General features: G+C 75.1%; 13 protein-coding genes and 2 pseudogenes. 11 read left to right on the top strand and 4 right to left on the bottom strand.

The window, feature by feature from the left end; translation table 11 throughout:
• Positions 1-5 precede the first annotated feature (5 nt).
• Positions 6-1,694, bottom strand: a complete 1,689-nt coding sequence (locus tag ACIQBJ_RS00645) for a high frequency lysogenization protein HflD (protein WP_400701102.1) — start codon at positions 1,692-1,694, stop codon at positions 6-8.
• Positions 1,695-2,073: 379 nt separating this feature from the next.
• On the opposite strand from ACIQBJ_RS00645, the gene ACIQBJ_RS00640 reads away from it, so the two are divergent.
• From ACIQBJ_RS00640 to ACIQBJ_RS00630, 3 genes are all read left to right on the top strand, one after another.
• Complete coding sequence (locus tag ACIQBJ_RS00640) at positions 2,074-3,522, top strand: DUF4331 domain-containing protein (protein WP_400701099.1); 1,449 nt, start codon at positions 2,074-2,076, stop codon at positions 3,520-3,522.
• 65 nt (positions 3,523-3,587) lie between these two features.
• Entirely contained in the window at positions 3,588-4,889 is a 1,302-nt protein-coding gene (locus ACIQBJ_RS00635; RefSeq protein ID WP_400701096.1) for a hypothetical protein, read from the top strand.
• Positions 4,890-4,992: 103 nt separating this feature from the next.
• The gene (locus ACIQBJ_RS00630) at positions 4,993-5,583 is read left to right on the top strand and encodes a Dps family protein (RefSeq protein WP_400701093.1); all 591 of its coding nucleotides are present in this window, start codon (positions 4,993-4,995) and stop codon (positions 5,581-5,583) included.
• Positions 5,584-5,629: 46 nt separating this feature from the next.
• Here the strand turns inward: ACIQBJ_RS00630 and ACIQBJ_RS00625 are convergent, their stop codons facing one another.
• The gene (locus ACIQBJ_RS00625) at positions 5,630-7,786 is read right to left on the bottom strand and encodes a phosphocholine-specific phospholipase C (protein WP_400701090.1); all 2,157 of its coding nucleotides are present in this window, start codon (positions 7,784-7,786) and stop codon (positions 5,630-5,632) included.
• A 308-nt stretch (positions 7,787-8,094) separates the two neighbouring features.
• On the opposite strand from ACIQBJ_RS00625, the gene ACIQBJ_RS00620 reads away from it, so the two are divergent.
• The gene (locus ACIQBJ_RS00620; RefSeq protein ID WP_400701087.1) at positions 8,095-9,891 is read left to right on the top strand and encodes a ricin-type beta-trefoil lectin domain protein; all 1,797 of its coding nucleotides are present in this window, start codon (positions 8,095-8,097) and stop codon (positions 9,889-9,891) included.
• Positions 9,892-9,921: 30 nt separating this feature from the next.
• On the opposite strand, the gene ACIQBJ_RS00615 is transcribed toward ACIQBJ_RS00620, so the two are convergent.
• Positions 9,922-12,696: a LuxR C-terminal-related transcriptional regulator gene (locus ACIQBJ_RS00615; RefSeq protein WP_400701084.1), complete on the bottom strand. Its 2,775-nt coding sequence runs from the start codon at positions 12,694-12,696 to the stop codon at positions 9,922-9,924.
• 181 nt (positions 12,697-12,877) lie between these two features.
• On the opposite strand from ACIQBJ_RS00615, the gene ACIQBJ_RS00610 reads away from it, so the two are divergent.
• The 3 genes and pseudogenes from ACIQBJ_RS00610 to ACIQBJ_RS00600 form a co-directional block, all read left to right on the top strand.
• Positions 12,878-15,058: a M4 family metallopeptidase gene (locus tag ACIQBJ_RS00610; RefSeq protein ID WP_400701081.1), complete on the top strand. Its 2,181-nt coding sequence runs from the start codon at positions 12,878-12,880 to the stop codon at positions 15,056-15,058.
• A 119-nt stretch (positions 15,059-15,177) separates the two neighbouring features.
• A pseudogene (locus ACIQBJ_RS00605) lies at positions 15,178-15,864 on the top strand (serine protease); the annotation flags it as partial.
• 210 nt (positions 15,865-16,074) lie between these two features.
• A pseudogene (locus ACIQBJ_RS00600) lies at positions 16,075-16,791 on the top strand (putative Ig domain-containing protein); the annotation flags it as partial.
• Positions 16,792-16,899: 108 nt separating this feature from the next.
• Here ACIQBJ_RS00600 and ACIQBJ_RS00595 read toward each other — a convergent pair.
• Complete coding sequence (locus tag ACIQBJ_RS00595) at positions 16,900-17,721, bottom strand: SAM-dependent methyltransferase (RefSeq protein ID WP_400701078.1); 822 nt, start codon at positions 17,719-17,721, stop codon at positions 16,900-16,902.
• A gap of 259 nt (positions 17,722-17,980) precedes the next feature.
• Here ACIQBJ_RS00595 and ACIQBJ_RS00590 point away from each other — a divergent pair, with 259 nt between their 5' ends.
• The 4 genes from ACIQBJ_RS00590 to ACIQBJ_RS00575 all read left to right on the top strand — a co-directional run bounded on the left by ACIQBJ_RS00590 (position 17,981) and on the right by ACIQBJ_RS00575 (position 23,016).
• Entirely contained in the window at positions 17,981-19,048 is a 1,068-nt protein-coding gene (locus ACIQBJ_RS00590; protein ID WP_400701075.1) for a polyprenyl synthetase family protein, read from the top strand.
• Positions 19,049-19,179: 131 nt separating this feature from the next.
• Positions 19,180-20,523, top strand: a complete 1,344-nt coding sequence (locus ACIQBJ_RS00585) for a hypothetical protein (RefSeq protein WP_400701072.1) — start codon at positions 19,180-19,182, stop codon at positions 20,521-20,523.
• 215 nt (positions 20,524-20,738) lie between these two features.
• A complete protein-coding gene (locus ACIQBJ_RS00580) occupies positions 20,739-21,935 on the top strand; it encodes a Rieske 2Fe-2S domain-containing protein (protein WP_400701069.1) in 1,197 nt (398 codons plus the stop codon).
• Positions 21,919-23,016, top strand: a complete 1,098-nt coding sequence (locus ACIQBJ_RS00575) for a hypothetical protein (RefSeq protein WP_400701066.1) — start codon at positions 21,919-21,921, stop codon at positions 23,014-23,016. The genes ACIQBJ_RS00580 and ACIQBJ_RS00575 overlap by 17 nt, the downstream gene beginning before the upstream one ends.
• Position 23,017: the final 1 nt, after the last annotated feature.

Genomic DNA, 23,017 nt, shown 5'->3' with positions numbered 1-23,017 from the left:
GGAGTTCAGAGTGCGGACGGCAGGCTGCGCAGGACCATGCCCGCGCCGACCGCGAGGACCAGCAGGGCGGTCAGGGCCGAGCCGTACGGGAAGAGGGCCCGGAGCCGGGCCGGGACGGGGCGGGCGGCCAACGGCTCCAGCCGGTGGCCGAGGCCGACCAGCAGCAGGCCGGCCCCGGTCAGCGTCGCCGCCATCCCGACGCCGTAGGCGACCACCAGCGCCACCCCGAACAGCGTCCGGCCGAGCGCGACCGCACCCAGCAGCACCACCAGCGCGGACGGACTCGGCACCAGCCCGCCCGCCACCCCGAGCCCGATCAGCCGACGGCGTTCCGCGCCCCGGGGACGGTCGTGCGGGTGGCCGTGGTGGTGGTCGTGCCGGTGCTGCCGACCGAACAGGCCGTGGCGGTGGCCGTGGCCGTGGCCGTGCCCGTCGTGGTGCGCGTGTCCCTCGTCGTGCGTGTGCCCGTGGTGGTGGTGCCCGTGCGCGTGCGCTTCGTCGTGCCCGTGCCCGTGCCCGTGGTCGTGAGCCCCGCCGTGCCCGGGCCCGTCCGGGTGCGGCCGGGCGGCGGCGGACCCGGTCGGGCCCACCAGGACGGGATGCGGCGCGGGCTGCCGCTGCTCGGCGATCACCGGGGCGGCCGGCGCTCCGGGGCGGGGGCGCGACCGCAGCGCGTCCCGCAGCAGCAGCGCGCCGAGCAGCAGGACGAGCGCGCCGCTGACGACACCGAGGCGGGCCAGCAGCAGGTCGCCGGCGAGCGCCGAGAACGAGGTGAGCAGCAGGCCGGTGACGAGGACGCCCGCGGTGTGGGTGGCGGTGACGGTGGCCCCGACGGTGACGGCGTCGCGCGGACGCCCGCGCCGCCCGGCCAGGTAGGCGGCCATCACGGTCTTGCCGTGTCCCGGCAGCAGGGCGTGGCCGGCGCCCAGGAGCAGCGAGAGCAGGACGGCGAGCAGGCCCAGCGGCAGGGTCAGGTGCCGGGCGGTGCCGAGGGCCGCGAGACGGGCGTCGAGGGCGGCGAGCGGTCCGGCGGTCCGGCCCGCTGCCGCGCTCCGGGCGGCAGTCGCGGCGCCCGGGCCGGGGCGGGCGTGGAAGGTCGCGGTGGTGACGCCCTCGGGTGCGTCGAGCAGGTCCTTCGGGTAGTCGCGCAGTTCCCGGCTGACCGACTCGGCCGGGACGTCGGAGCGGTCCACGGCGGCCCCCTCGCCCCGGACGGTGATCTCGTTCCACCCCACCCGGGAGGGGTCGGCCCCGGTCTCGACGCGGAACCCGCTGCCGTTCCGGGCCGGGCCCCGGTCGGTGTGCAGGCGGCACTCCAGCCGGCTGGTGGGCAGTCCGGCCGCGCCGTCCCCGTAGTCGAACGCGGCGGAGACGACCGTCCAGGGGACGGGGCCGCCGTCGGCGGTGAGGCGGACGCGGTGGGCGGTGGCGTCGCACTCGCGGGCGGCCCGGGCGGCGCGCTCGCCGTCGTCGACGGTGCCGTCGTGGTCGGTGTCGGTGGCGGACCGCTCCTGGAGGGTGGGGATCTCGGCGAGGTCGGTGACGGCGAGCGCGTCGGTGCCGTCGGCGCGCACGGTCAGGCCGAGGTAGTGGTTGACCGAGAAGTTGCCGAGCGGGTGGGCCCGGGCGGCCGGCGCGGTCAGGGCGGTGAGGGCCAGGGCGGCGCCGAGGGCGGCGCACGGTCGGAGCAGCAACGGCCGGAGAAGCAAAGGTCGGACGGGGGACGGACGGACTGCCACGCGGTGCCTCCGGGGAACGGGACGGCGGTGGGCGCGGGTGCCCCGTGCGGGCTGGCGGCGCGGCAGGGTTTCGGCGCTGGGCCCGCACACTGTCCCGACCGGGCGTCGGCCGTGTCCACCGGCGCGGCCGGACGCCGCGGCCGGACGGGTGACCGTGCTGGGCCGGGAGGGTGACCCGACCACGCCGGAGGCCCGTTTCCGGCGAACCCGGGGTGTCGGCCCAGCAGAGTACGTCGTGGCCGACCCGCCGAACGACATCCGCAGTCCACCGCTCCCGCTGCGCATGCGCACCAGCCTTGCGCACGCAGGGAACCGACACCCCCTCGGAGACTCCATGACGAGCCTTCCCCGTCGTTCCGCCGGTCGCCGCCCGGCGGCCCGCGCCGCCGCCGCCCTGACCGCGCTGGCCCTGGGCATGGCGGGCACCGCCCTGCTCGGCACGGGCGCCGGCACCTCCGCGGCCTCCAGCCACCGCGAGGCGCCGCTGACCGCCGCCGACCCGCAGGTCGACAACACCGACCTGTACGCCTTCACCAGCCCCGACAATCCCGACACGGTCACGCTGGTCGCCAACTGGCTTCCGTTCCAGGAGCCCAACGGCGGCCCGAACTTCTACCCGTGGGCGGACGGCGCGCACTACGACATCAACATCGACTCGCAGGGCACCGGCAAGCCCGACCTGACCTACCGGTGGACCTTCCACACCGAGGACCTCCGCGGCACCGACACCTTCCTGTACAACAAGGGCCCGGTGAACAACCTCGGCGACGACACCCTGCGGTTCCGCCAGTACTACACGCTCCAGGAACTGCGCCCCGACTGCGACCCGGTGACCCTGGTCGAGCACGGGCAGGCCGCGCCCTCGGACACCGGCCGGGCCTCGATGCCCGACTACGGCCGGCTGCGCCAGCAGGCGACCGCCCAACTCCCGGGCGGCGGACAGACGGTGGCCACCCAGGCGGCCGACCCGTTCTTCCTCGACCTGCGGGTCTTCGACCTGCTGTACGGCGGCGACCTCTCCGAGGTCGGCCAGAACACCCTGGCCGGGTACAACGTCAACTCGGTCGCCCTGCAACTGCCCAAGAGCCGGCTCGCGTACCGGGGCGACCCGAACCGCAACCCCGTCATCGGCGTCTGGTCGAGCACCGAGAAGCAGACCCTGAAGCTCAGCCCCGGCAAGGCCACCCCCGCCGGGAAGTACGTGCAGGTGTCGCGGCTGGGCAACCCGCTGGTCAACGAGGTCGTCGTGCCGGCCGGCCTGAAGGACGCGTTCAACGCGCTGCCGCCGTCCGAGGACCACAACCAGCCCGCCGTGGTCGCCAAGGTCCTCGACCCGGAGGTGCCGAAGCTGGTCCAGGCGATCTACGGCCTGCCCGCGCCCGCCGCGCCGCGCACCGACCTCCAGGAGATCTTCCTGACCGGCATCGCCAAGGCCGCCGACGGCCCGCTCGCCGTCGACCTCAACTCCCAGCTGATGAACCGGGACATCGACCCGAACCGGTTCGTCCCCGCCGAGGAGCTGCGCCTGAACATGTCCACCCCGGTGGCGCCGAACCCGGACCGCCTCGGCGTCCTGAACGGCGACTTCCAGGGCTTCCCCAACGGCCGCCGCCTCGGCGACGACGTCGTGGACATCGCCCTGCAGGTCGTCGAGGGCGCCACCCCCGGGAAGTTCGTCCAGGCCCTGGCCGCCGGCGACAAGGTGAACGGGCCCGACAGGCCGTTCGCCGCGACCTTCCCGTACCTGGCGCTCCCCTACGACAAGGCCGTCAACCAGAAGTGACCGTCCGCGCGGCGGCCCCGCCCCGGGGCCGCCGCCGGCCACGCCGCCGACCGAGGAAGCACCCCGTGCGCCGTCTTCCCCTCGCGCTCACCACCGTCGCCCTGTGCGCCGCCCTCGCCGCGGCCGGCGGCCTGACCGGGACACCCGCGCAGGCCCCCACCGCCGGGCCCGCGCACGCCGCCGCGCCGCCCCCGGGCGGCACGCTCGCCGCCGCGATCGAGGCCGACCGGCAGCACCTGCGGGCCCGCCCCGGGGACGCCCCGGCCTGGGCCCGGCTCGGCGGCGAGTACGTCGAACAGGCCCGGCTGACCGCCGACGCCTCCTTCTACCCCAAGGCCGACGAGGCGCTGCACCGCTCGCTGGAACTCGCCCCCGCCGCGAACACCGACGCGCTCACCGGACTGGGCGCCCTCGCCAACGCCCGGCACCGCTTCGCCGACGCCGCCGACCACGCGCAGCGGGCGCTCGCCGACGCGCCGCTGCACTGGCAGGCCTGGGCCGTCCTCACCGACGCCCGCACCCAGCTCGGCGACGACGCGGGCGCCACCGAGGCCGCCCAACGGCTGCTCGACCTGCACCCGGGCACCGCCTCCTTCACCCGGGCCGCCTACGACCTCGAACAGCACGGCCGCCCCGAGGACGCCGCGAACGCCCTGCGGCAGGCCCTGGCGGGCGCCTACGACCCCGCCGACCGGGCGTTCTGCCGCTACCAGCTGGCCGAGCTGGACCGGAACGCGGGCCGCGCCGCGGAAGCCCTCGACGGCTACCGGCAGGCCCTCGCCGCGGACCCGACGTACACCGCCGCGCTGGCCGGCCGGGCCCGCGCCGAGGCCGCCCTCGGGCGCACCGACGAGGCGCTCGCCGACTACGCGCAGGCCGCCGCCCGGGTCCCGCAGCCGCAGTACCTGCTGGAACTGGGCGAACTCCACGAGTCGCTCGGCCACCGTGAACAGGCCGCCGAGCAGTACCGGCTGCTGCGCGCCGAGTCCGACCTGGCCGCCGCGAACGGCGTCGTCGACGACCTGACGCTCGGTCAGTTCGAGGCCGACCACGGCGACCCGGCCCGGGCGGTGGACCTGCTGCGGGCCGAATGGGGCCGCCGCCACCAGGTCCTGGTCGCCGACGCGCTCGCCTGGGCCCTGCACCGGGCGGGTGCCGACGCCGAGGCGCTCCGCCACGCCGACCTGGCCCTCGCCCACGGCTGGGACAACGCGCTGTTCCACTACCACCGCGGCGCGATCGAGCTCGCCCTCGGCCGGACCGGCGAGGCCCGGGCCGACCTCTCCCGGGCGCTGGCCGTCGACCCGCAGTTCGATCCGCTCCGCGCCCCCGAGGCCCGGGCCGCCCTCGCCGCGACGGCGCCCTGAGCGACCGGCCCGGAGAATTTCCCGCGGCCGGGGCCATGAACCGTCCGGAATCGGGGAGGCGCTGCGGCGTACACCGCAACCACCCGATCGAGGAGGCCCCGCCGTGGCCCGCAGCAACCGTGCCGCCGACCGCCCCGCCTACACCGTCCCCGGCCTGACCACCGAGCAGGGGGGCGAGCTGATCGTGACCCTGCAGGGGCGGCTGCACGCGCTGAACGACCTGCACCTGACCCTGAAGCACGTCCACTGGAACGTGGTCGGCCCGCACTTCATCGCCGTGCACGAGATGCTCGACCCCCAGGTCGACCGGGTCCGCGAGATGGCCGACGACGTCGCCGAGCGGATCGCCACCCTCGGCGGTGTCGCGCACGGCACGCCCGGGCGGCTGGTCGCCGAGCGCGGCTGGGACGACTACGCCGTCGGCCGCGCCGACGCCATCGCCCACCTCGGGGCGCTCGACCTGGTCTACGCCGGCGTCATCACCGACCTGCGGGCCGCGGTCAAGCAGGCCGGCGACATCGACCCCGCCACCGAGGACCTGCTGATCGAGCAGCTCCGTGACCTGGAGCAGTACCAGTGGTTCGTCCGCGCCCACCTGGAGAGTTCCAGCGGCACCCTGGCCACCGCGGGCGCGCCCACCGAGGAGCGCGCCGCGAAGAAGGCCGTCCGCAGGTCCGGCAAGTCCGCCGGCTGACCACCGCGCCGGGCCGCGGGGTCGGGCCGCGGGGTCGGGCCGCAGGTCAGGCCACCGACCCCGTGGTGCCGAACGCGCCGTTCTCGATGTGCCCGACGAAGCGCTGGGAGAAGTTCGGGTCGTAGCCGACCGTGACCGTGAAGTCGTACCAACCCCTGGCGTAGGTCTGCTGGTTGAAGAAGTCCGAGACGCTCCCGCCCGGTCCCACCGTGTAGGTCCAGGCGCCGGTGCGGTAGTTGTTCGAGGTGACGGTGAAGACGGCCTGGTCGGTGGGGTGGTCGTTGGTGAGCCGGAACCACAGGGCGAGCGGGTCGGCCTGCGGGGCGAAGTAGCTCTTCACCCGGGCCCAGCGGCCGTTCGCGGTGCCGGTGTCGCCCCTGAAGCGGCGCAGGAAGCGGTTCGGGCCGGTGACGGTCAGGTCGTACTTGCCGCCGCCGGAGCCCGCGCCGATGTTGAAGAAGTCGCTGGTCGCGGCGTTCGGCCCGACGGTGTACTGCCAGGGGCCGCCGCCGCGGAAGGCGTTGGCGTACACCGCCAGGTGCGCGGCCGAGGCGGCCTGCGCGCCCAGGTTCTCCAGGTTGAGCCAGACCTTCTGGGTGCCGCCGGCGGACGTCCCCTCGTAGCGGTCCAGGTACGCGTTGGCCTGGTACGGCAGCGGGCAGGCGGTCCGGTTGCCGGGCTCCTGGGCGGGCCGGGCGCCGCTGCCGGCGGGCGGCACCGGGGCGGCCACGGTGGCGCAGGCCGCGCCCGTCATCAGCGGGTGCCCGGCCGGGACGGGCGCGGGCAGCGCGGGCAGCGGGCCGAAGACCGGGTGGGCGAAGTCGAAGGCCGAGGTGAGGTCGCCGCAGACGGCGCGCCGCCAGGCGCCGATGTTCGGGCACCGGACGCCGGTCAGCGCCTCCAGGAAGCGCAGTACCGAGGTGTGGTCGAAGACCTGCGAGTTGACCCGGCCGCCGCGGGTCCACGGCGAGACGATGATCATCGGGACGCGGAAGCCGAGGCCGATCGGCACCCCCGAGACGTGCTCGGCGGCGTCGTTCGGATCGGCCGGGACCGGCGGCGGGACGTGGTCGAAGAAGCCGTCGTTCTCGTCGTAGGTGAGCAGGAAGACGGTGGAGTCGAGGACCGCCCGGTCCAGGCCCAGGGTCTCCAGCACCCGCCCGGCGAAGGTCGAGCCGACGCTCGGACTGGCGTCCGGGTGCTCGGAGTTGGCGTAGTCGGTGACGATCCAGGACACCGTGGGCAGGGTGCCGCCGAGCACGTCCGCGCGCAGTGCCGCGATCAGCGCGTCGGCCACGTCCCCGCCGCCGTACGGCACGCCGGCGACGCCCCTGCGCCACAGCGCCGGGTCGCCGGTGCCATCCTGCGCGGGGTCGGCGGTCAGGAAGGGCGCGAAGTACTCGAGGGCGTTGTCGCCGTAGTTCTTGGCCGCGTTCCGGTCGTAGACCTGGTAGACCTTCCAGTCGACCCCGGCGGCCTCCAGCCCCTCGGCGTAGGTCTGCCAGTTCTGCCCGGAGCGGCGGAAGTCGCCGCCGTTGTAGCTGACCTGGTTGGCACCCGGGAGGCCCGCGCCGATCGACCCGGACCAGAGGTAGTTCCGGTTCGGGCCGGTGCTGCTGATGATCGAGCAGTGGTAGGCGTCGCAGATGGTGTAGGCGTCCGCCAGCGCGTAGTTGTACGGCAGGTCCGCCCGGTTCATGTACCCCATGGTCAGGCCGGTGCCGCTCTTGGCCGCGTACCAGTTGTCCATCCGCCCGCCGTTCCAGGCGGCGTGCTGGTCGCTCCAGGCGTGGCCGCCCGCGCCGACGTGGCACTCCGAGCCCTCCCAGCCCGCGGCGCCGGCGCTGAGCCGCCAGGGGAAGATCGAGCCGGTGCCCCGGGGCTGCTGGAAGACGCTCCGGCCGGACGGCCCGGCCGCCGTCCCGGGCAGGTCGATCGCGGTGTGGTCGCCGAAGCCGCGGACGCCCTGGAGGGTGCCGAAGTAGTGGTCGAAGCTGCGGTTCTCCTGCATCAGGACCACCACGTGCTCGACCGGAGCCAGCCGGGGGTCCTTGGCGACGGTCGCCGGTCCGGACGGCGGGACGGCGGCGAAGGCCCGGCCGTCGCCGGGGAGCCCGGGGAGCCCGGGCAGACCGACGGCCGCGGCGGCGGCCACGGCGGACGCGGAGCGGAGGAAGGCGCGGCGGGGGACGGAGTTCGTCATGGGGGCGGCTCCTGCGGGGGAGGGCGGAGGGGCGCGGGGCGGAGGGGCGCGGGGTGGCCGACGGTGCGTCAGGAAGCCGACGGGGGTGATCGGATGTGCTTCATCTGACGCTCGATCGAGCATGTTTGTGCATACTTGCGCATCGACTGCTCGATGGGAAGGGGGGCGACGGAACCGGCCCCCCGGGGCGGGGGCGTCGCGCCGAATCCCTTGACGGCCGGGCGCCGCCTCGCCACTCTTGCTCGAACATGCTCGCCAGTGGCGGGTATCGCTCAAGTTTGCTCACTCCGAAGCAATCAGGAGAACCCATGCGATGGCACCACCGCGTGCTCGGGGCCTGTACCGCAGCCGTCGTCACCGCCGGGCTGGCCGTGGCCGCCGGAGCCCCGGCCGCCGCGGACAGCACGGCGGCCAACACCAGCACCCCGATCGGGGTGAAGCCGATGATGGGCTTCAACAACTGGGCCCGCTTCACCTGCGCCGCCCAGGCCCGGCTCGACGGCACCCGGGACGGCTACTCGTTCCAGCAGTTCATGCAGGACCAGGCCAAGGCGATGAAGGACACCGGCCTGGTCGCCGCCGGCTACACCAACCTCACCGTCGACGACTGCTGGATGCAGCGCACCAGTGCCGGCTACCTGCACGGCGCCGCGACCTGGGGCGGCAGCAGCCAGCCCGGCTTCGACTGGGAACTCACCGGCTACGCCGACTACGTGCACGGCCAGGGCATGGAGGCCGGCCTCTACACCACCTCCGGCGTCAACACCTGCCAGGGCGTGCCCGGCGGCATCATGGGCCACGAGCAGGCGGACGCGAACTCGCTGGCCTACTGGGGCGTCGACTCCATCAAGGTCGACAACTGCGGCACCACCCAGAGCAACCGCCAGGGCGAGTTCACCACCTTCGCCAACGCGCTGAGGACCGCCACCGCGAACACCGCCCGCAAGATCCTCTTCAACGAGTCGGCCCCCGCCGGGTACGGCCCCACCAGCGCCGAGAAGTACAACGCCCAGGAGTGGGTGCGCGGCCTCGGCCAGATGTGGCGGGTCAGCCCCGACATCGCCGTCTGGCACTCCGCCACCACCTCGGCCTGGGACTGGCCGCACGGCGGCGACTACTACGAGGGCGGCGTCCTGCAGAACTTCGAGGACACCGTCGCGCTGGCCCGCTACAACGGCCCCGGCAACCACAACGACGCCGACATGCTGCTGATCGGCGACAACAACCAGCTCACCCCCGCCGAGCAGCGCAGCCAGTTCGCCCTCTGGTCGGCGATGGGCTCGCCGCTGATGCTCAGCACCGACGTCCGGAAGATGGCCGCCGACCCCGCCGCCTACGCCACCCAGCTGGGCATCCTGAAGAACGCCGACATCATCGCCGTCGACCAGGACACCACCGCCGGCGGCTACCTCGCCGCCCGCGACGGCGCCACCACCGGCGCCGGCACCGAGACCGTCGTCAAGCCGCTCGCCGACGGCTCGCGCGCCGTGGTCGTGGTCAACAAGAACGCCACCGCCACCGCCGTCACGATCGACCTGTCCCGGATCGGCTTCGGCAACACCGGCTGCGCCCGCCCCGCCAAGGACCTGTGGAACCACACCACTTCACAGGTCACCGGCTCGATCACCGCCACCGTCGGCGCCCACGACAACGTCATGTACACCATCGCGCCCGGCAGTTGCGGCACCGCCCTGCCCACCGGCCAGATCCAGGCCGCCCAGCCCGGCTTCCAGGGCTACGCCTACTGCCTCGACGCCTACAACGGCGCCACCGCCGGCACCACCGTCGGCCTCTGGGACTGCCACGGCGGCGGCAACCAGCAGTGGCAGCGCCAGGCCGACGGCCGGATCAACTCCCTGGCCGCGCCCGGCCTCTGCCTGTCCGGCGAGTCCGCCGGGCTCAAGCTGCGCACCTGCGACGGCGCCGACCCCAAGCAGCTCTGGAGCTACAGTCTGGCCGGGCAGCTGAAGGCCAACGGGCTCTGCGCCGACATCGCCGGCGGTGCCGTCAACGACAAGGCCAAGCCCGTCGCCGCCTACACCTGCGGCACCCACCAGCCCAACCAGACCTGGAGCGCGCCCTTCGCCACCCCGCCCGCCCCCTGACCCGGGGCCCGGACACCGCCCCGGCGGCGATCACTCGCCCGCCGGGGCGACCGCGCGGGCGAGCTGGACGCGCGACCCCACGCCGAGCTTCCGGTAGACCCGGGTGAGGGTCGCCTCGACCGTCTTCACGCTGACGGTGAGGGCGGCGGCGATGTCGCGGTTGCTCGCCCCGCCGGCGGCCAGCTCGGCGCAGCGCCGCTCGGCGGCGGTGAGGCGGGGGAGCGGGCCGCCGTCCGCGGCGGCGGGCTCCAGCCGGCGCAGGGCCTGCGCGGCCGCCTCCGCCCAGGGGACCGCCCCGTGGGCGGCGAACAGGTCGGCGGCGCCCTGCGCGGCGGCGCGGGCACCGGCGCGACGGCGCCCGCGCCGCTCGGTGTGGCTGAGCGCCAGCAGGGCCCGGCCGCGCTCCAGCGGCAGGTGGTGCAGGCGCTCGGCGGTGGCGGTGAGGCGGTGCGCGGCGGCGTCGTGGTCGCCGCGGGCGGCGTCCACGAGGCCCCGGACACGGTCGAGCGACGGGAGGACGGAGTCGCGGCCGAGGCCGGTCGCGGTCCGGCCGACCGCGTCCAGCAGGTCCTGGGCCTCGTCGGGGCGGCCCAGCGTGACGAGGGCCTCGGCCAGGTCGGCGTGCCAGCGCAGCACCGACGGGTCGCGGACCTGCTGGAGCGCCTCCAGGGCGCGCACCTCCTCCAGCGCCGCCAGGGCCTCCTTCGGCCGACCGGTGACCAGCAGGAGGTGGCCGAGGGCGAAGAGGTTGCGGGAGAGGAAGACCTTGTTGTCCTGCTGCCGGGAGGTCTCGACGCCCCGGCGCGCGTGCGCGAGGGCCGCCCCGGTGCTCCGGGCGGCGCCCTCGACCAGGGCGGAGGTGTAGCAGGCCGGGGCGGGCGACAGGGCGGTGCGGTCGGTCAGGTCCTGCGCGCGGCGGGCATGGTCGAGGGCCCTGGCGCAGCGCCCGGCGCGCAGTTCGGCCTCGGCGAGGCCGCGCAGGACGTCGACGGTGGCCTCGGCGTCCCCCGCCCGCTCGGCCTCCACCAGCAGCGGCAGCAGCGCGCCGCGGGCCCGGTCGGGCCGGTCGTCGAAGAGGGCGTGCCGGGCGGCGAGGTGCTGCGGCGTGCCGTTGGCGGGCACGCCGGCGGTGCGTGGCAGGGACAGGGCGCGGGCCAGCGCCTCCTCGGCCCCGGGACGGCCCAGGAGCCGCCGGAGCCGGGCCTGCATGGTGAGGGCCATGGCGGTGGTGGCCGTGTCGCCGGCGGCCCCGGCCAGGGCGGCGGCCTGCTCGGCCAGCCGGCAGGCCCCGTGGGGGTCGCCCTCGTTGACGTTGGCCCAGACGGACCGCCGGAGCAGCACGCGCCCGGTCAGGTCGGGCCGGTCGGCCGCCGCGTGGAGGGCGTCGGCGAACAGGCGGTCCGCGTCCTGCAGGTGCTGGCCGCTCGCGTCGATCAGGGCGATCAGGGTGTCGACGCGCAGGGCGGGGGCGATCTCCCGGTGCAGCAGGAGGCGGGCGGCGGCCCGGCCGCGCGGGAGGTCGCCGTAGTGCGCGGCGTCGCGCACCGCGGTCAGGGCCCGTTCGGCGAGCAGGGCGGCGTCCTCGCCCGGGGTGCGCTCGGCGGCGAGGAGGGACAGTTCGGCCGCCAGCGCGTGCTCCCCGCGCAGCCGGGCGCGTCCGGCGGCGCGGGCCGCGTCCCGGGCGGTGTCCCGGGCCGCGCGCGGGTCGGCCGCCAGCACGGTGTGCCGGTCGCGGCGGAGGCCGTCGGGGCTCGCGGCGGCCAGCCGGGCGTGCAGCAGTCGGCGGGCGGCCTCCGGCAGCCGGGCGGCGAGTTCGGCGCCGACGGCGGAGGCGGTGAACCGGACCGCCCGGTCGGGCCGGTCGAGGTCGACCAGCCCGGCCGCCGCGGCCTCGGCCAGCAACTGCCCGGCCGCCGGACCGGCCAGGCGGCCCAGCAGGTCGAGATCGGGCCGGTCGTCCAGCGCGGCGAGGGTCAGCAACTCCTGTACCGCGGGCGGTACTTCGTCGATCCACTCGCCCACCAGCCGCCGGGCCGCCGCCGGCAGGACCGACCCGTCCCCGTCGTCCGGGTCCTGGCCCGCGCCCTCGGCGAGGGCCAGTGCCAGGGCCGGGTTCCCGCCGCTGCGCGCGTGGATGCGGGCGGCCGCGCGAGGGTCCGGGAGGTGCGGCGACAGCAGGGCCGCGACCTGAGCGGCCGTCAGGGCCGGGACGCGCAGCGGGTACGCGTCCTCCCCGCACCAGTGGCCGCCGGAGCCCGGCCGCCAGGTGCGTTCGGCCACGACCACGGGGAGGTCCGGGACCAGGCGCAGCGCCCAGCCCAGGACGGCCGCGCCGGCCGGGTCCAGCCACTGGGCGTTGTCCACCACCAGGGTGAGCGGCGGCGCCTCCCGCAGCGCGGCCGCGGTCAGCCGGCGCAGCCGCAGGGACGCCCCGGCGTGTCCGGGGGAGGGGGCCTCGTCCAGGGCCGCCGCGAGTTCCCGCGCGGCCGCCGACGGCTCCAGGGCGAGCGCGAGTTCGAGCAGTCCCGCGTACGGGACCAGGGCGTCCTGCGGCCCCGGGGCCAGCCGCAGCACCGGCCGGCCCAGCCGCTGCCCGAGCAGGCCGGCCGCGGTGGTCCTGCCGATGCCGGGGGGTCCGAACAGCACCACCCGGCAGGCGCCGTGCGCCTCGTCCGGCAGGACCGGAAGCACCGGCAGTGCGGGCAGGACCGGCAGTGCGGGCGGTGTCGGCAGCGCGGGTGGTGTCGACGGCCCGGCACCGGCCGCTTCCCCGGGTCGGTCCGGCCACGTCACGGAGTCTGGCATCGGGCCATGGTGCGCCAACCGGGCCCCTCCGGTCCAGGTCAAGGGGTTGCCCCGATGTGGGCCGCCCCCCGCCTTCCCTAGCCTCATGGCCACAGCCGAGCCAACGGCCGCCGAACGTCCCCCACCCCCCAGACGACGTCCTGCGGTCCTCTCCCCAACCCGGCTCGGCGGAAGGATCGTCATGCCCCGCAAGAACGCCCTCGCCGCCGCCGTCGCCGCGGCCCTCGCCCTGGGCACCGTGACGGTGGTGGCCTCCCAGTCCACCGCGGCCGCCAGCCCCACCGTCCGCCCCGGCGCCGGGTTCCGGGCGATGAGCGCCGACGCCCGCACCGAGGCGCTGCGCACCGCCGACCGGGAGGCCGCCGCCGTCGCCAGGTCGCTCGGCCTCGGCGCGGACGAGCGCCTGGTCGCGAAGGACGTGCTGGCCGACACCGACGGTGCCCGGCACGTGCGCTACGACCGCACCTACCGCGGCCTGCCCGTCATCGGCGGCGACCTGGTCGTCCACTACGGCAAGGACGGCAGGGCCACGGGCTCCGACCTGGCCCACCCGGGGGCGCTGCGCGTCGCCGGCACCACGCCGAAGCTGAGCGCGGCCGACGCCTCCGCCGCCGCCGTCGAGCACGCCAAGCACGTCAGGAACGCCAAGTCCGGCTCCTCGGACGGCAGCACCCTGGTGGTGTACGCGGTCGGCAAGGTCCCCGTGCTGGCGTACCGCTCGACCGTCACCGGCGACGGCGAGGCGGGCGCGAACTCCCGCGAGGCGGTGATCGTCGACGCCGCCAGCGGCGCGCCGCTCGACCAGTACGAACTGCACCAGGGCGTCGCGGGCACCGGCAACGGCGTCACCGTCGGCCAGGTCGCCGTCGAGACCACCCAGTCCGGCAGCGGCTACACCCTCACCGACGCCGCGCACGGCGGCACCATCGTCTACGACTCCTACAACAGCCCGCAGTCGAACCCGAAGCAGAACGCCCGGACGTTCTCGAAGTCCGCCAACTCCTGGGGCAACGGCTCCACGTCGAGCCGGGAGAGCGCCGCCGTGGACGCCTCCTACGGCCTCGCCAGGACCTGGGACTTCTACAAGAACGCCTTCAACCGCTCCGGCATCCGCAACGACGGCCGCGGCGCCCCGGCGTACGTGCACGTCGACAGCAGCCTGCTGAACGCCTTCTACGACGACTCGTGCTTCTGCATGTCGTTCGGCGACGGCTCCTCGCAGAACGGCAACACCCCCGTCACCGCCCTGGACGTGGCGGGCCACGAGATGAGCCACGGCGTCACCGCCGCCACCGCGAACCTGAACTACTCCGGCGAGAGCGGCGGCCTGAACGAGGCCACCTCCGACATCTTCGGCACCATGGTCGAGTTCTCCGCCAACAACAGCTCGGACCCCGGTGACTACTACATCGGCGAGAAGCTCAACATGCCGGGCGGCTACATGCGCCGGATGGACAACCCGGCCGCCGACGGCAACTCGCTTTCCTGCTACGGCTCCAACGCGGGCTCGGTGGACGTGCACTACTCCTCCGGCATCGCCAACCACTTCTTCTACCTGGCGGCCGAGGGCACCGGCGCCAAGACCATCGGCGGCCTGCCGCACAACGGCACCCCGTGCAACGGCGACACCTTCACCGGCATCGGCCGCGACAAGGCCGCCGCCGTCTGGTACCGCGCGCTGACCGTCTACATGACCTCCACCACCAACTACGCCTCCGCCCGCACCGCCACCCTGAACGCCGCCGCCGACCTGTACGGCGCCGACTCGCAGGAGCGCTACCTCGTCTCCAAGGCGTGGGCCGCCGTCTCGATCGGCACCGCCCTGCCCGACCCGGGCACCGGCACGCCCACGCCCACCCCGACGTCCACGCCCACCTCGACCCCGACGTCCACGCCCACGCCGACCTCGACGCCGACCCCGACGGGCAACGCGCTGACCAACGGCGGCTTCGAGCAGGGTGCCACCGGCTGGACGCAGAGCGACAACGACATCACCGACTCCACCCTGCAGGGCGCGCACGGCGGCTCCTGGTACGCCTGGATGATGGGCTACGGCACCTCCGCGATCGAGTCGCTGTCGCAGTCGAACATCGCGGTGCCGGCCACCGGCAGCCCCAAGCTCACCTTCTGGCTGAAGGTCAGCACCCAGGAGTCCGGCAGCACCGCCTACGACACCCTCAAGGTCAACGTCAACGGCACCACCCTGGCCACCTACTCCAACGCCAACGCCGGCGCCGGGTACGTGCAGCGGACCGTCGACCTGTCCGCCTACAAGGGCAGGAGCGTGAAGCTGGAGTTCGCCGGCACCGAGGACGCCTACCTGTCGACCGTCTTCCTGCTCGACGACGTCGCCATCGGCTGAGCCGCTGCGGGCACCCGCCCGGCCCCTGACGCGGTGTCAGCGGGACGGGCCGGGCGGGGAGTCCGCGGAGAATTTCGTGCGCGAGTTCGGTCCGTACGGTTGACCAGATTGAAGTGGCCATGGCACTTTCGTGCGGCGCGGGCGTGCGCCAACCCCTCATGCGCCCGCAGTCCCCCACAAGGAGAGCCATGTTCAAGAGATTCGCCGCCGCGCTCGGCGCGGGAACGGTCGTCGCGGGCGCCCTCACCTTCGGTGCCGCCCCCGCGCACGCCGTTCAGGCGGGCGATCTGACCTCCACCATCGCGCTGAGCAACTGCTCCGCCTCGCTGGTCCGTTACCCCAGCTCGGTGGACACCGACCGGGCCATGATGCTGACCAACGGCCACTGCCTGCCGACCATGCCGTCGGCCGGCCAGGTCATCCAGAACGCGAGCGCCAGCCGCAGCGGCACGCTGCTCAACTCGGCCGGCAGCTCGCTCGGCACCGTGCAGGCCGACAAGGTGCTGTACGCGACGATGACCGGCACCGACGTCGCGCTGTACCAGCTCACCGACACCTTCGCCTCGATCACCTCCAAGTACGGGGCGACCGCGCTGACGATCAGCGACACCCACCCGGTCGACGGGTCCTCGATGTACATACCCTCCTCGTACTGGAAGCAGGTCTGGAACTGCTCCATCAACGGGTTCGTCGGAACCCTGCGCGAGGACGAGTGGACCTGGCACGACTCGCTGCGCTACAGCTCCGGCTGCAACACCACGCACGGCACCTCCGGTTCGCCGATCGTCGACGCCGCCAGCCGCAAGGTCGTCGGCATCAACAACACCGGCAACGACGACGGCGCGATGTGCACCCTGAACAACCCGTGCGAGGTGGCCGCCGACGGCACCACCACCGTCACCAAGGGCCAGAGCTACGGTGAGGAGACCTACTGGTTCACCACCTGCCTGGGCACCGGCCGGGCCATCGACCTGAACGTCAGCGGCTGCCTGCTGACCAAGCCGGCCGGCGCGGCCGTCTCGGTCACCAACCCGGGCAACCAGTCCACCGCGGTCAACGGCGCGGTCAACCTGCAGCTGACGGCCACCGGCGGCACCGCGCCGCTCACCTGGTCGGCCACCGGCCTGCCGGCCGGCCTGTCGATCAACGCCTCCACCGGCAAGATCACCGGCACCGTCACCGCCGCGGGCACCTCCTCGGTCACCGCCACCGTCAAGGACGCGGCCGGCAAGACCGCCTCCGCCACCTTCTCCTGGACGGTCACCACCAGCGGCGGCACCTGCACCCCGGCCCAGCTGCTCGGCAACCCCGGCTTCGAGACCGGCTCCGCCAGCCCGTGGACCGGCACCTCCGGCGTGGTCGACAGCTCCTCCTCCCAGGCCGCGCACTCCGGCACCTGGAAGGCGTGGATGGACGGCTACGGCTCCGCCCACACCGACACCCTGTCCCAGTCGGTGGCGATCCCGGCCGGCTGCAAGGCGACCCTGAGCTACTGGCTGCACATCGACACCGCCGAGACGGGCAGCACCGCGTACGACAAGCTGACCGTGACCGTCAACGGCACCTCGGTCGCCACGTACTCGAACGTCAACGCCGCCACCGGCTACACCCAGAAGACCGTCGACCTGTCGGCCTACGCGGGCCAGACCGTCACGGTGAAGTTCAACGCGGTCGAGGACTCCTCGCTGCAGACCAGCTTCGTGATCGACGACACCGCGCTGCAGACCAGCTGACCCACCCTCGGGGCCCGGGCCCGGCAGCCGATCCGGCTGCCGGGCCCCGGCACGTCCGGGGGCGTCCGGGGGCGGGCGGCCGGTGCTTCCGGGCGCCCGCCCCGCGCGTCAGCGGACCCGGGCGGTCGCGCCGTAGCCCAGCGCCCGGGTCGGGGTCCCGGCGTCCACCGCCTGGCCGGGGGTGGGGCGCCAGTCCGCCATCAGGGTCAGACCCGGTTCGACCAGGTCCATGCCCTCGAACCAGGACGCGATCACGTCCCGGGGGCGGGCGTACAACTGCTGTCCCACGCCCGCGAGGTAGGCGTCGGTCATCCGGCCGACCCGGGTACGGGTCTCCGGGTCGGCCTGGTCGTCCGAGAGGTGCGAGACGGCGAGGTAGCTGCCGGGCGCGCAGGCGTCCCGGTAGCTCGCCACCAGGGCGGCCGGGTCGTCCTTGTCCTCGACGAACACCAGCAGGCCGCCCATCAGGATGCCGACCGGCCGGTCGAGGTCGATCAGCTCGCGGACCCGCGGGTGCTCCCAGATCCGCTCCGGGAACCGGCCGTCCGCCTCGATCATCGCCACCAGCGGCTCGTCCGCGAGGATCTCCTCGCCGTGCAGCACCGCCGAGGGCTCGTGGTCCACGTACACCACCCGGGCCCGCGGGTTCCCGGCGTGCGCGACCTCGTGCACGTTGCCCATGGTGGGCAGCCCGGAGGCGAGGTCGACGAACTGGTCCACGCCCTGCGCGAGCAGGAACCGCACGGTGCGGCGCAGCCAGTCCCGGTTCGCCCGCGCGAGCAGGTCGACGTCGGGCAGCATCGACCTGATCCGCTCGGCCTTCTGCCGGTCCACCTCGAAGTTGTAGAGCCCGCCCAGGTAGTAGTCGTAGATCCGCGCGATGTTGGCGGACTCCACGTCGGCCACCGGGCGCCCGGTGCTTGCGGTCATGCGACCCCCCACTGCCGGGTGGCGGCCCGCCACGGCGGCGCGCCGTCCACCACCGGCGAGTTTAGTGACGAGACATCAGTTCGGGTACGGGTGAGCAGAATTGGGCAATACCGCGATGCCGGGGGCGGACCGGGCGTGACGCGGCGCCAAGCGTGACACCTCCCGGGAGCCGGCGCACTTCGGCGCGGACGCCCCGAGGGCGCTACTGGGAAGGAGAGGCCGGCCCGTCCGGGGCCCGGCCCCGGCCCGAGGAGCAGCGATGACCGCACCGGCCCCCTCCCCCTCCCGGAGCACCCCCACCCAGCCCCCCGGCCGCACCGCGGCCGCCGTCCTGGACGAGGCCCGGCAGCGCGTCGAACCCGCCCTGCGGGCCGTGGTCGGAACACTGCCCCCCGAGATCCGGCGGATCGCCGGCTACCACGCCGGCTGGTGGGACGCCGACGGCCGGCCGACCGGCGGGCAGGGCAAGGCGGTGCGCCCCGCGCTGGCCCTGGCCTGCGCCCGGGCCGTGCGCGGCGGCCCGGCGGCCCCCCACCCCAGGACGGGCGACGCCGCGGTCGCCGCGGCGGTCGCCGTCGAGCTGGTGCACGACTTCTCGCTCCTGCACGACGACGTGATGGACCAGGACCCGGTGCGCCGCCACCGGCCGGCCGTCTGGACCGTCTTCGGCACCGGCCTGGCCCTGCTGGCGGGCGACACGCTCCTCGCGGCGGCCGTCGACCTGCTCGGCCCGACGCCCGCCGGGAAGGAACTGACCGGGGCCGTGCTCGACCTGTGCGTGGGACAGGCCGCCGACCTCCAGTTCGAGGGGCGGACGGACGTCGGACTCGACGAGTGCCTGCGGATGTGCGAGGGGAAGACCGGCGCGGTGCTCGGCGCCGCCTGCGCGACCGGCGCCCTCGCCCGGGGGGCCGACGACCGCACGGTCGACCACTACCGGGCCTTCGGGCGCGAGGTGGGCCTGGCGTTCCAGCTCACCGACGACCTCCTCGGCATCTGGGGGGACCCGGCGGTCGTCGGCAAACCCGTCGGCGGCGACCTGGAGTCCCGCAAGAAGAGCCTGCCGGTGGTGGCCGCACTGCGGTCCGGCACCGCCGCGGGCGCCGAACTGGCCGCCCTGTACCGGCAGGCCGGGAAACCCGACGCCGCCGCCGTGGCCCGCGCGGCCCACCTGGTCGAGGCCGCCGGCGGGCGCGCCTGGGCCCGGGCCGAGGCCGACCGCCGCAGCGCCGCGGCCCTCGCCCACCTCGCCGCCGCCGACCCGGACCCCGCCGCCGCCGCCGACCTGCGGGCCCTGGTGGACCACCTCCTGGTCCGGGAACGCTGACCGCCCCGCCCCCGCGCCGCGCCGTGTCTCGCTTCCCCGCCGTGTCTCGCTTGACGAGGCGCCCTTGACCGTACGCCCGCGGGTCTGGGGCAATGGAACCTCCCGGGAGAACCTGACCACTGGGAGCGGCCATGGGGCGCACCTCCACCCCCAACCACCTGCTGCGGGCGCTGCTCGACGAGGCGGAGTGGACCGGAACGACACTGGCGCGGCAGGCCGGCGTGGTGGCCGCCGAACAAGGCATCACCCTCCTCTTCGACCGCAAGTCGGTCTCCTTCTGGCTGTCCGGTCGCAAACCCCGGCCCCCCGCGCCCGCCATCGTCGCGGAGGCGCTGTCCCGCGTCCTCGGACGCCGGGTCACCGAGGCCGCGACCGGACTCGTCCCCGCCGCGCCGGCCACCGCCCTGGAACAGGAGGACGAGACGGCCGACGCCGCGCTCGCCCTCGACCTGCTGGGCGGCGCGCAGCGGCGCCCGCGGACACCCGCGGTCGGCACGTACTCGCTCACCCGGCTCGACGTCCCCGCCTGGGACCAGACCGCCGGACCCGCCCGGGCGCCCCGACCGCCGTGCCACGGCGCGCCGGTGACGGTCGAACAGGTGGCGGCCGCCGAACAGATGGCCCGGCTGTTCACCGACAACGACAGCACCTTCGGCGGCGGCCACGCCCGCCGGCCGCTCGCCGCCTACCTCACCCACGTCATCGTCCCGCTGCTGCACGGCCCGGCCCCCTCGGCGCTGCGCCGCCGGCTCTACCGGGTCGCCACCCGGCTGACCTACCTGTGCGCGTTCATGTGCTTCGACGACAACGAGCACGCGCTCGCCCAGCACTACTACCGGGTCGCGCTGCGACTGGCCCGGGAGGGCGCCGACCCGACGGGCTACGCCGTCACGCTGCGCGCCCTGTCCGTGCAGGCCCGCTCGCTCGGCCACCACCGCCACGCCCTGCGGCTCGCCGAGACCGCCGAGGCCGCCGGGTACCGCGGGGCCACCCCGACCCGGCACGCCTTCCTGCTCGGCCAGCTCGCCGTGGCCGCCGCCGCCGGGGCCGACCGCACCGCCGCGCTGACGGCGCTCTCGGCGGCCGAACGCCTGATGCAGCGGGCGACCTCGCAGGAGCCCGCCGAACTGATCGGCGGCTACCACCCGGCCGCGCTCGCCCACCAGCAGGCCACCGTCCGGCACCTGCTGGGCGACACCAAGGGCGCCATCGCCACCCTGCAGACCTCGCTCCGGCACCGCCCGCCCGCCGAGCGCCGCTCCCGGGCCATCGTCACCGCCCACCTGGCCGAGCTGCAGCTGCACGCCGGCCACCTCGACCAGGCCGTCCACACCTGGCAGTCCTTCCTCGACGACTGCCCCCACCTGTGCTCCGGCCGGGTCACGGCGGCCCGGCGCGCCATGCGGGCCCGGCTGCGCCCCTACGCGGCCAACGCCGGGGTCCGGCACCTGCTGGCCCGGGCCGCGCTCCGGTAGGCGCCCCGCTCCGGTGCGCGCCGTGCGCCCGTGGACGTCGCGCTCCGGCGGGCGCCGCGCGCCCGGCGCGGGGGAGTGACACCCCGGCAAGCGAGACAGGGCGGGCGCTCCCGCCGGGTCCCCGGGCCGGGCGCCCCGCGCTTGGCTGGTACCGCCCGGCGCACCGCGTCGCCGGGCGGCACCCATGACCCCGGTCGCGCAGGAGGCTGAGAGGGATGTTCCGCCGGAAGAACCTCAACTACACCGTCCCGACCGAGGGCGACATCACCCCGTACAGTCCCGCGGAGTCCCCGCTCCCCGACCCCAGCGGCTGGTTCTGCCTGGGCACCTCCCACACGGTCCGGCCCGGCGCCGTCGTCACCCGGCGCCTGCTGGAGCAGGACGTGGTGCTGTGGCGCGCCCGGAGCGGACGGCTCACCGCCACCCGGCCCTACTGCCCGCACCTGGGCGCCCACCTCGGCCGCGGCGGCACCGTCCGCGGCGAGGACATCGTCTGCTCCTTCCACGCCTTCTCCTTCGCCCCCGACGGGGGGTGCACCGGCACCGCCTACGGCACCCGCCCGCCGAAGGCCCGGCTGTCGCTGCTGCCGGTGGAGGAGGTCAACGGCCTGATCATGGTCTGGTACCACCCGGAGGGGGCGCCGCCGAGCTGGCGGGTCCCCGCCCTGCCCACCGACGGCTGGTCGCCGCCGCACTACAGCATCACCGAGTCCCCGGGCCACCCGCAGGAGGTGCTGGAGAACGCCATCGACGTCGGCCACCTCGGCACCCTGCACACCAGTGTGATGACCGGCGGCAGCGCCGCCGAGCCGTTCCGGGAGGACGGGCCCGGCTGCACGACGACGCTCCGGCTGGCGACGCGCATCCCCTTCACCGGACGCACCTACACCTCCGACTACCAGATCAAGATCCACGGGGTCGGCTACCTCGTCGCCGACATCGACCTGCGGCTCGGCATCGGCCTGCGGGTCTGGGCGCTGCCCGTCGTCACCGGCCCGTGGCGGATGCAGGTCCGGTGGGCCGCCAGCGCCCGCGTCCCCGCCCCGCGGCTGCTGCCCCCGCCGCTGCGCCGCCCGTTCGCCGCCCGGGCCTCCCGGCTGCTCGCCCGGCTCACCCACTGGTTCAACCACACCCGTTTCATCATGCCCGAGAAGGGCGGCGACCTGCCGGTGTGGAGCGCGAAGACCTTCCTGCACCACCCCCGGCTCGCCCAGGGCGACGGCCCGTTCATGCGCTGGCGGCGCTGGGCCGACCAGTTCTACCCCGCCCGCGCCCGCCGGGCGTCCACCGGGCCGGACCGGGTGGAGACCGTGGTCGCGGAGTCCGTCCGTCCCGCGGAGCCCGAGCCCGCGTTCTCGCTGCCCGCCCCGCCCGCCGCCGACCCGAGGAGCAGCCGTGGCGACCACCGCTGACCCCCGCCCGCCGACGCTCTGGTGCCCGATCGCCGTCCGGACCCACCCGCAGTCCGCGCTCATCGAGGAGCGCACCAACCGCTGGCTGCTCGACCACCGCATCGTGGCGCGCGACGAGGAGCACCGCGAGCGCCTGACCAGCTACGGACTCGGCTGGATCGCCTCGATGTTCTTCCCGCACGCCGACCTGGAGCGCGCCCAGCTGGGCGCCGACCTGATCTGCGCCTGGGGCTTCCCGGTGGACGACCTGATCGACGACGTCCGGCAGGACTCCGACCGGGTCGTGCTGCGGCTGAACAACCTGCTGCGGCTGCTCGACGTGCCGTCCTGCCCGCCGGTCGACGACGACCCGCTCGCCGCGGCCTGGGTGGAGGCCAGGTCCCGGCTGGTCCGGTTCGCCACGCCCGCCCAGATCGCCCGCCACACGGAGAGCTGGCGGCTGTGGTTCTTCGGCGGCGCCTGCGAGCGGGCCCAACGCTCCCTCGGCGGCGTCCCGGACCTCAACGAGACCGTGACCGTCAAGCTGTACGGCGTCGGCGCGGCCGTCCCGATGACGTACTGCGAGATCGCCGGCGACTACCGGCTGGACGCCGACGAACTCGCCCGGCCGGACGTCAAGGCCCTCGGCGAGATGATGTGGATCCTGTGCAACTGGGACAACGACATCTTCTCGCTGCCGCGCGACCTGACCAACGGCATCGGGGAGAGCAACCTGATCACCATCCTCGCCCGCCGCGACGGCACCGGCGTGCCGGAGGCCGTGGCCACCGCCCTGGCGATGCGCAACCAGGTGATGGCCCTGTTCCTGCGGCTGCGCGCACGCGTGCTGCCGCAGGTGTCCGAACCGATGCGGCTCTACCTGCGCGACGTGGGCCTGCAGATCGCCGCCTACACCGAGTTCTGGCACCACAGCTCCCGGGAGAAGCTGGAGGTCGACCCCGCCTACGCGGGCCTGCTGCCGGAGATCGAGGTCGACACCTCGCCGGACGCCGTGACCCTCGAAGGCCCGCTCCCCGTCCCGGCCATCGCCTGGTGGTGGGAGTGCCTGGAGGCCCCCCTCGCCGCCGGCGCGGGGTGGTGAC

This window comes from Kitasatospora sp. NPDC088391, assembly GCF_044753345.1.
In the GTDB taxonomy this organism is placed as follows: domain Bacteria; phylum Actinomycetota; class Actinomycetes; order Streptomycetales; family Streptomycetaceae; genus Kitasatospora.
Note: the sequence above shows the minus strand (reverse complement) of the source record. Positions and strands in the feature narration are given on the sequence as shown.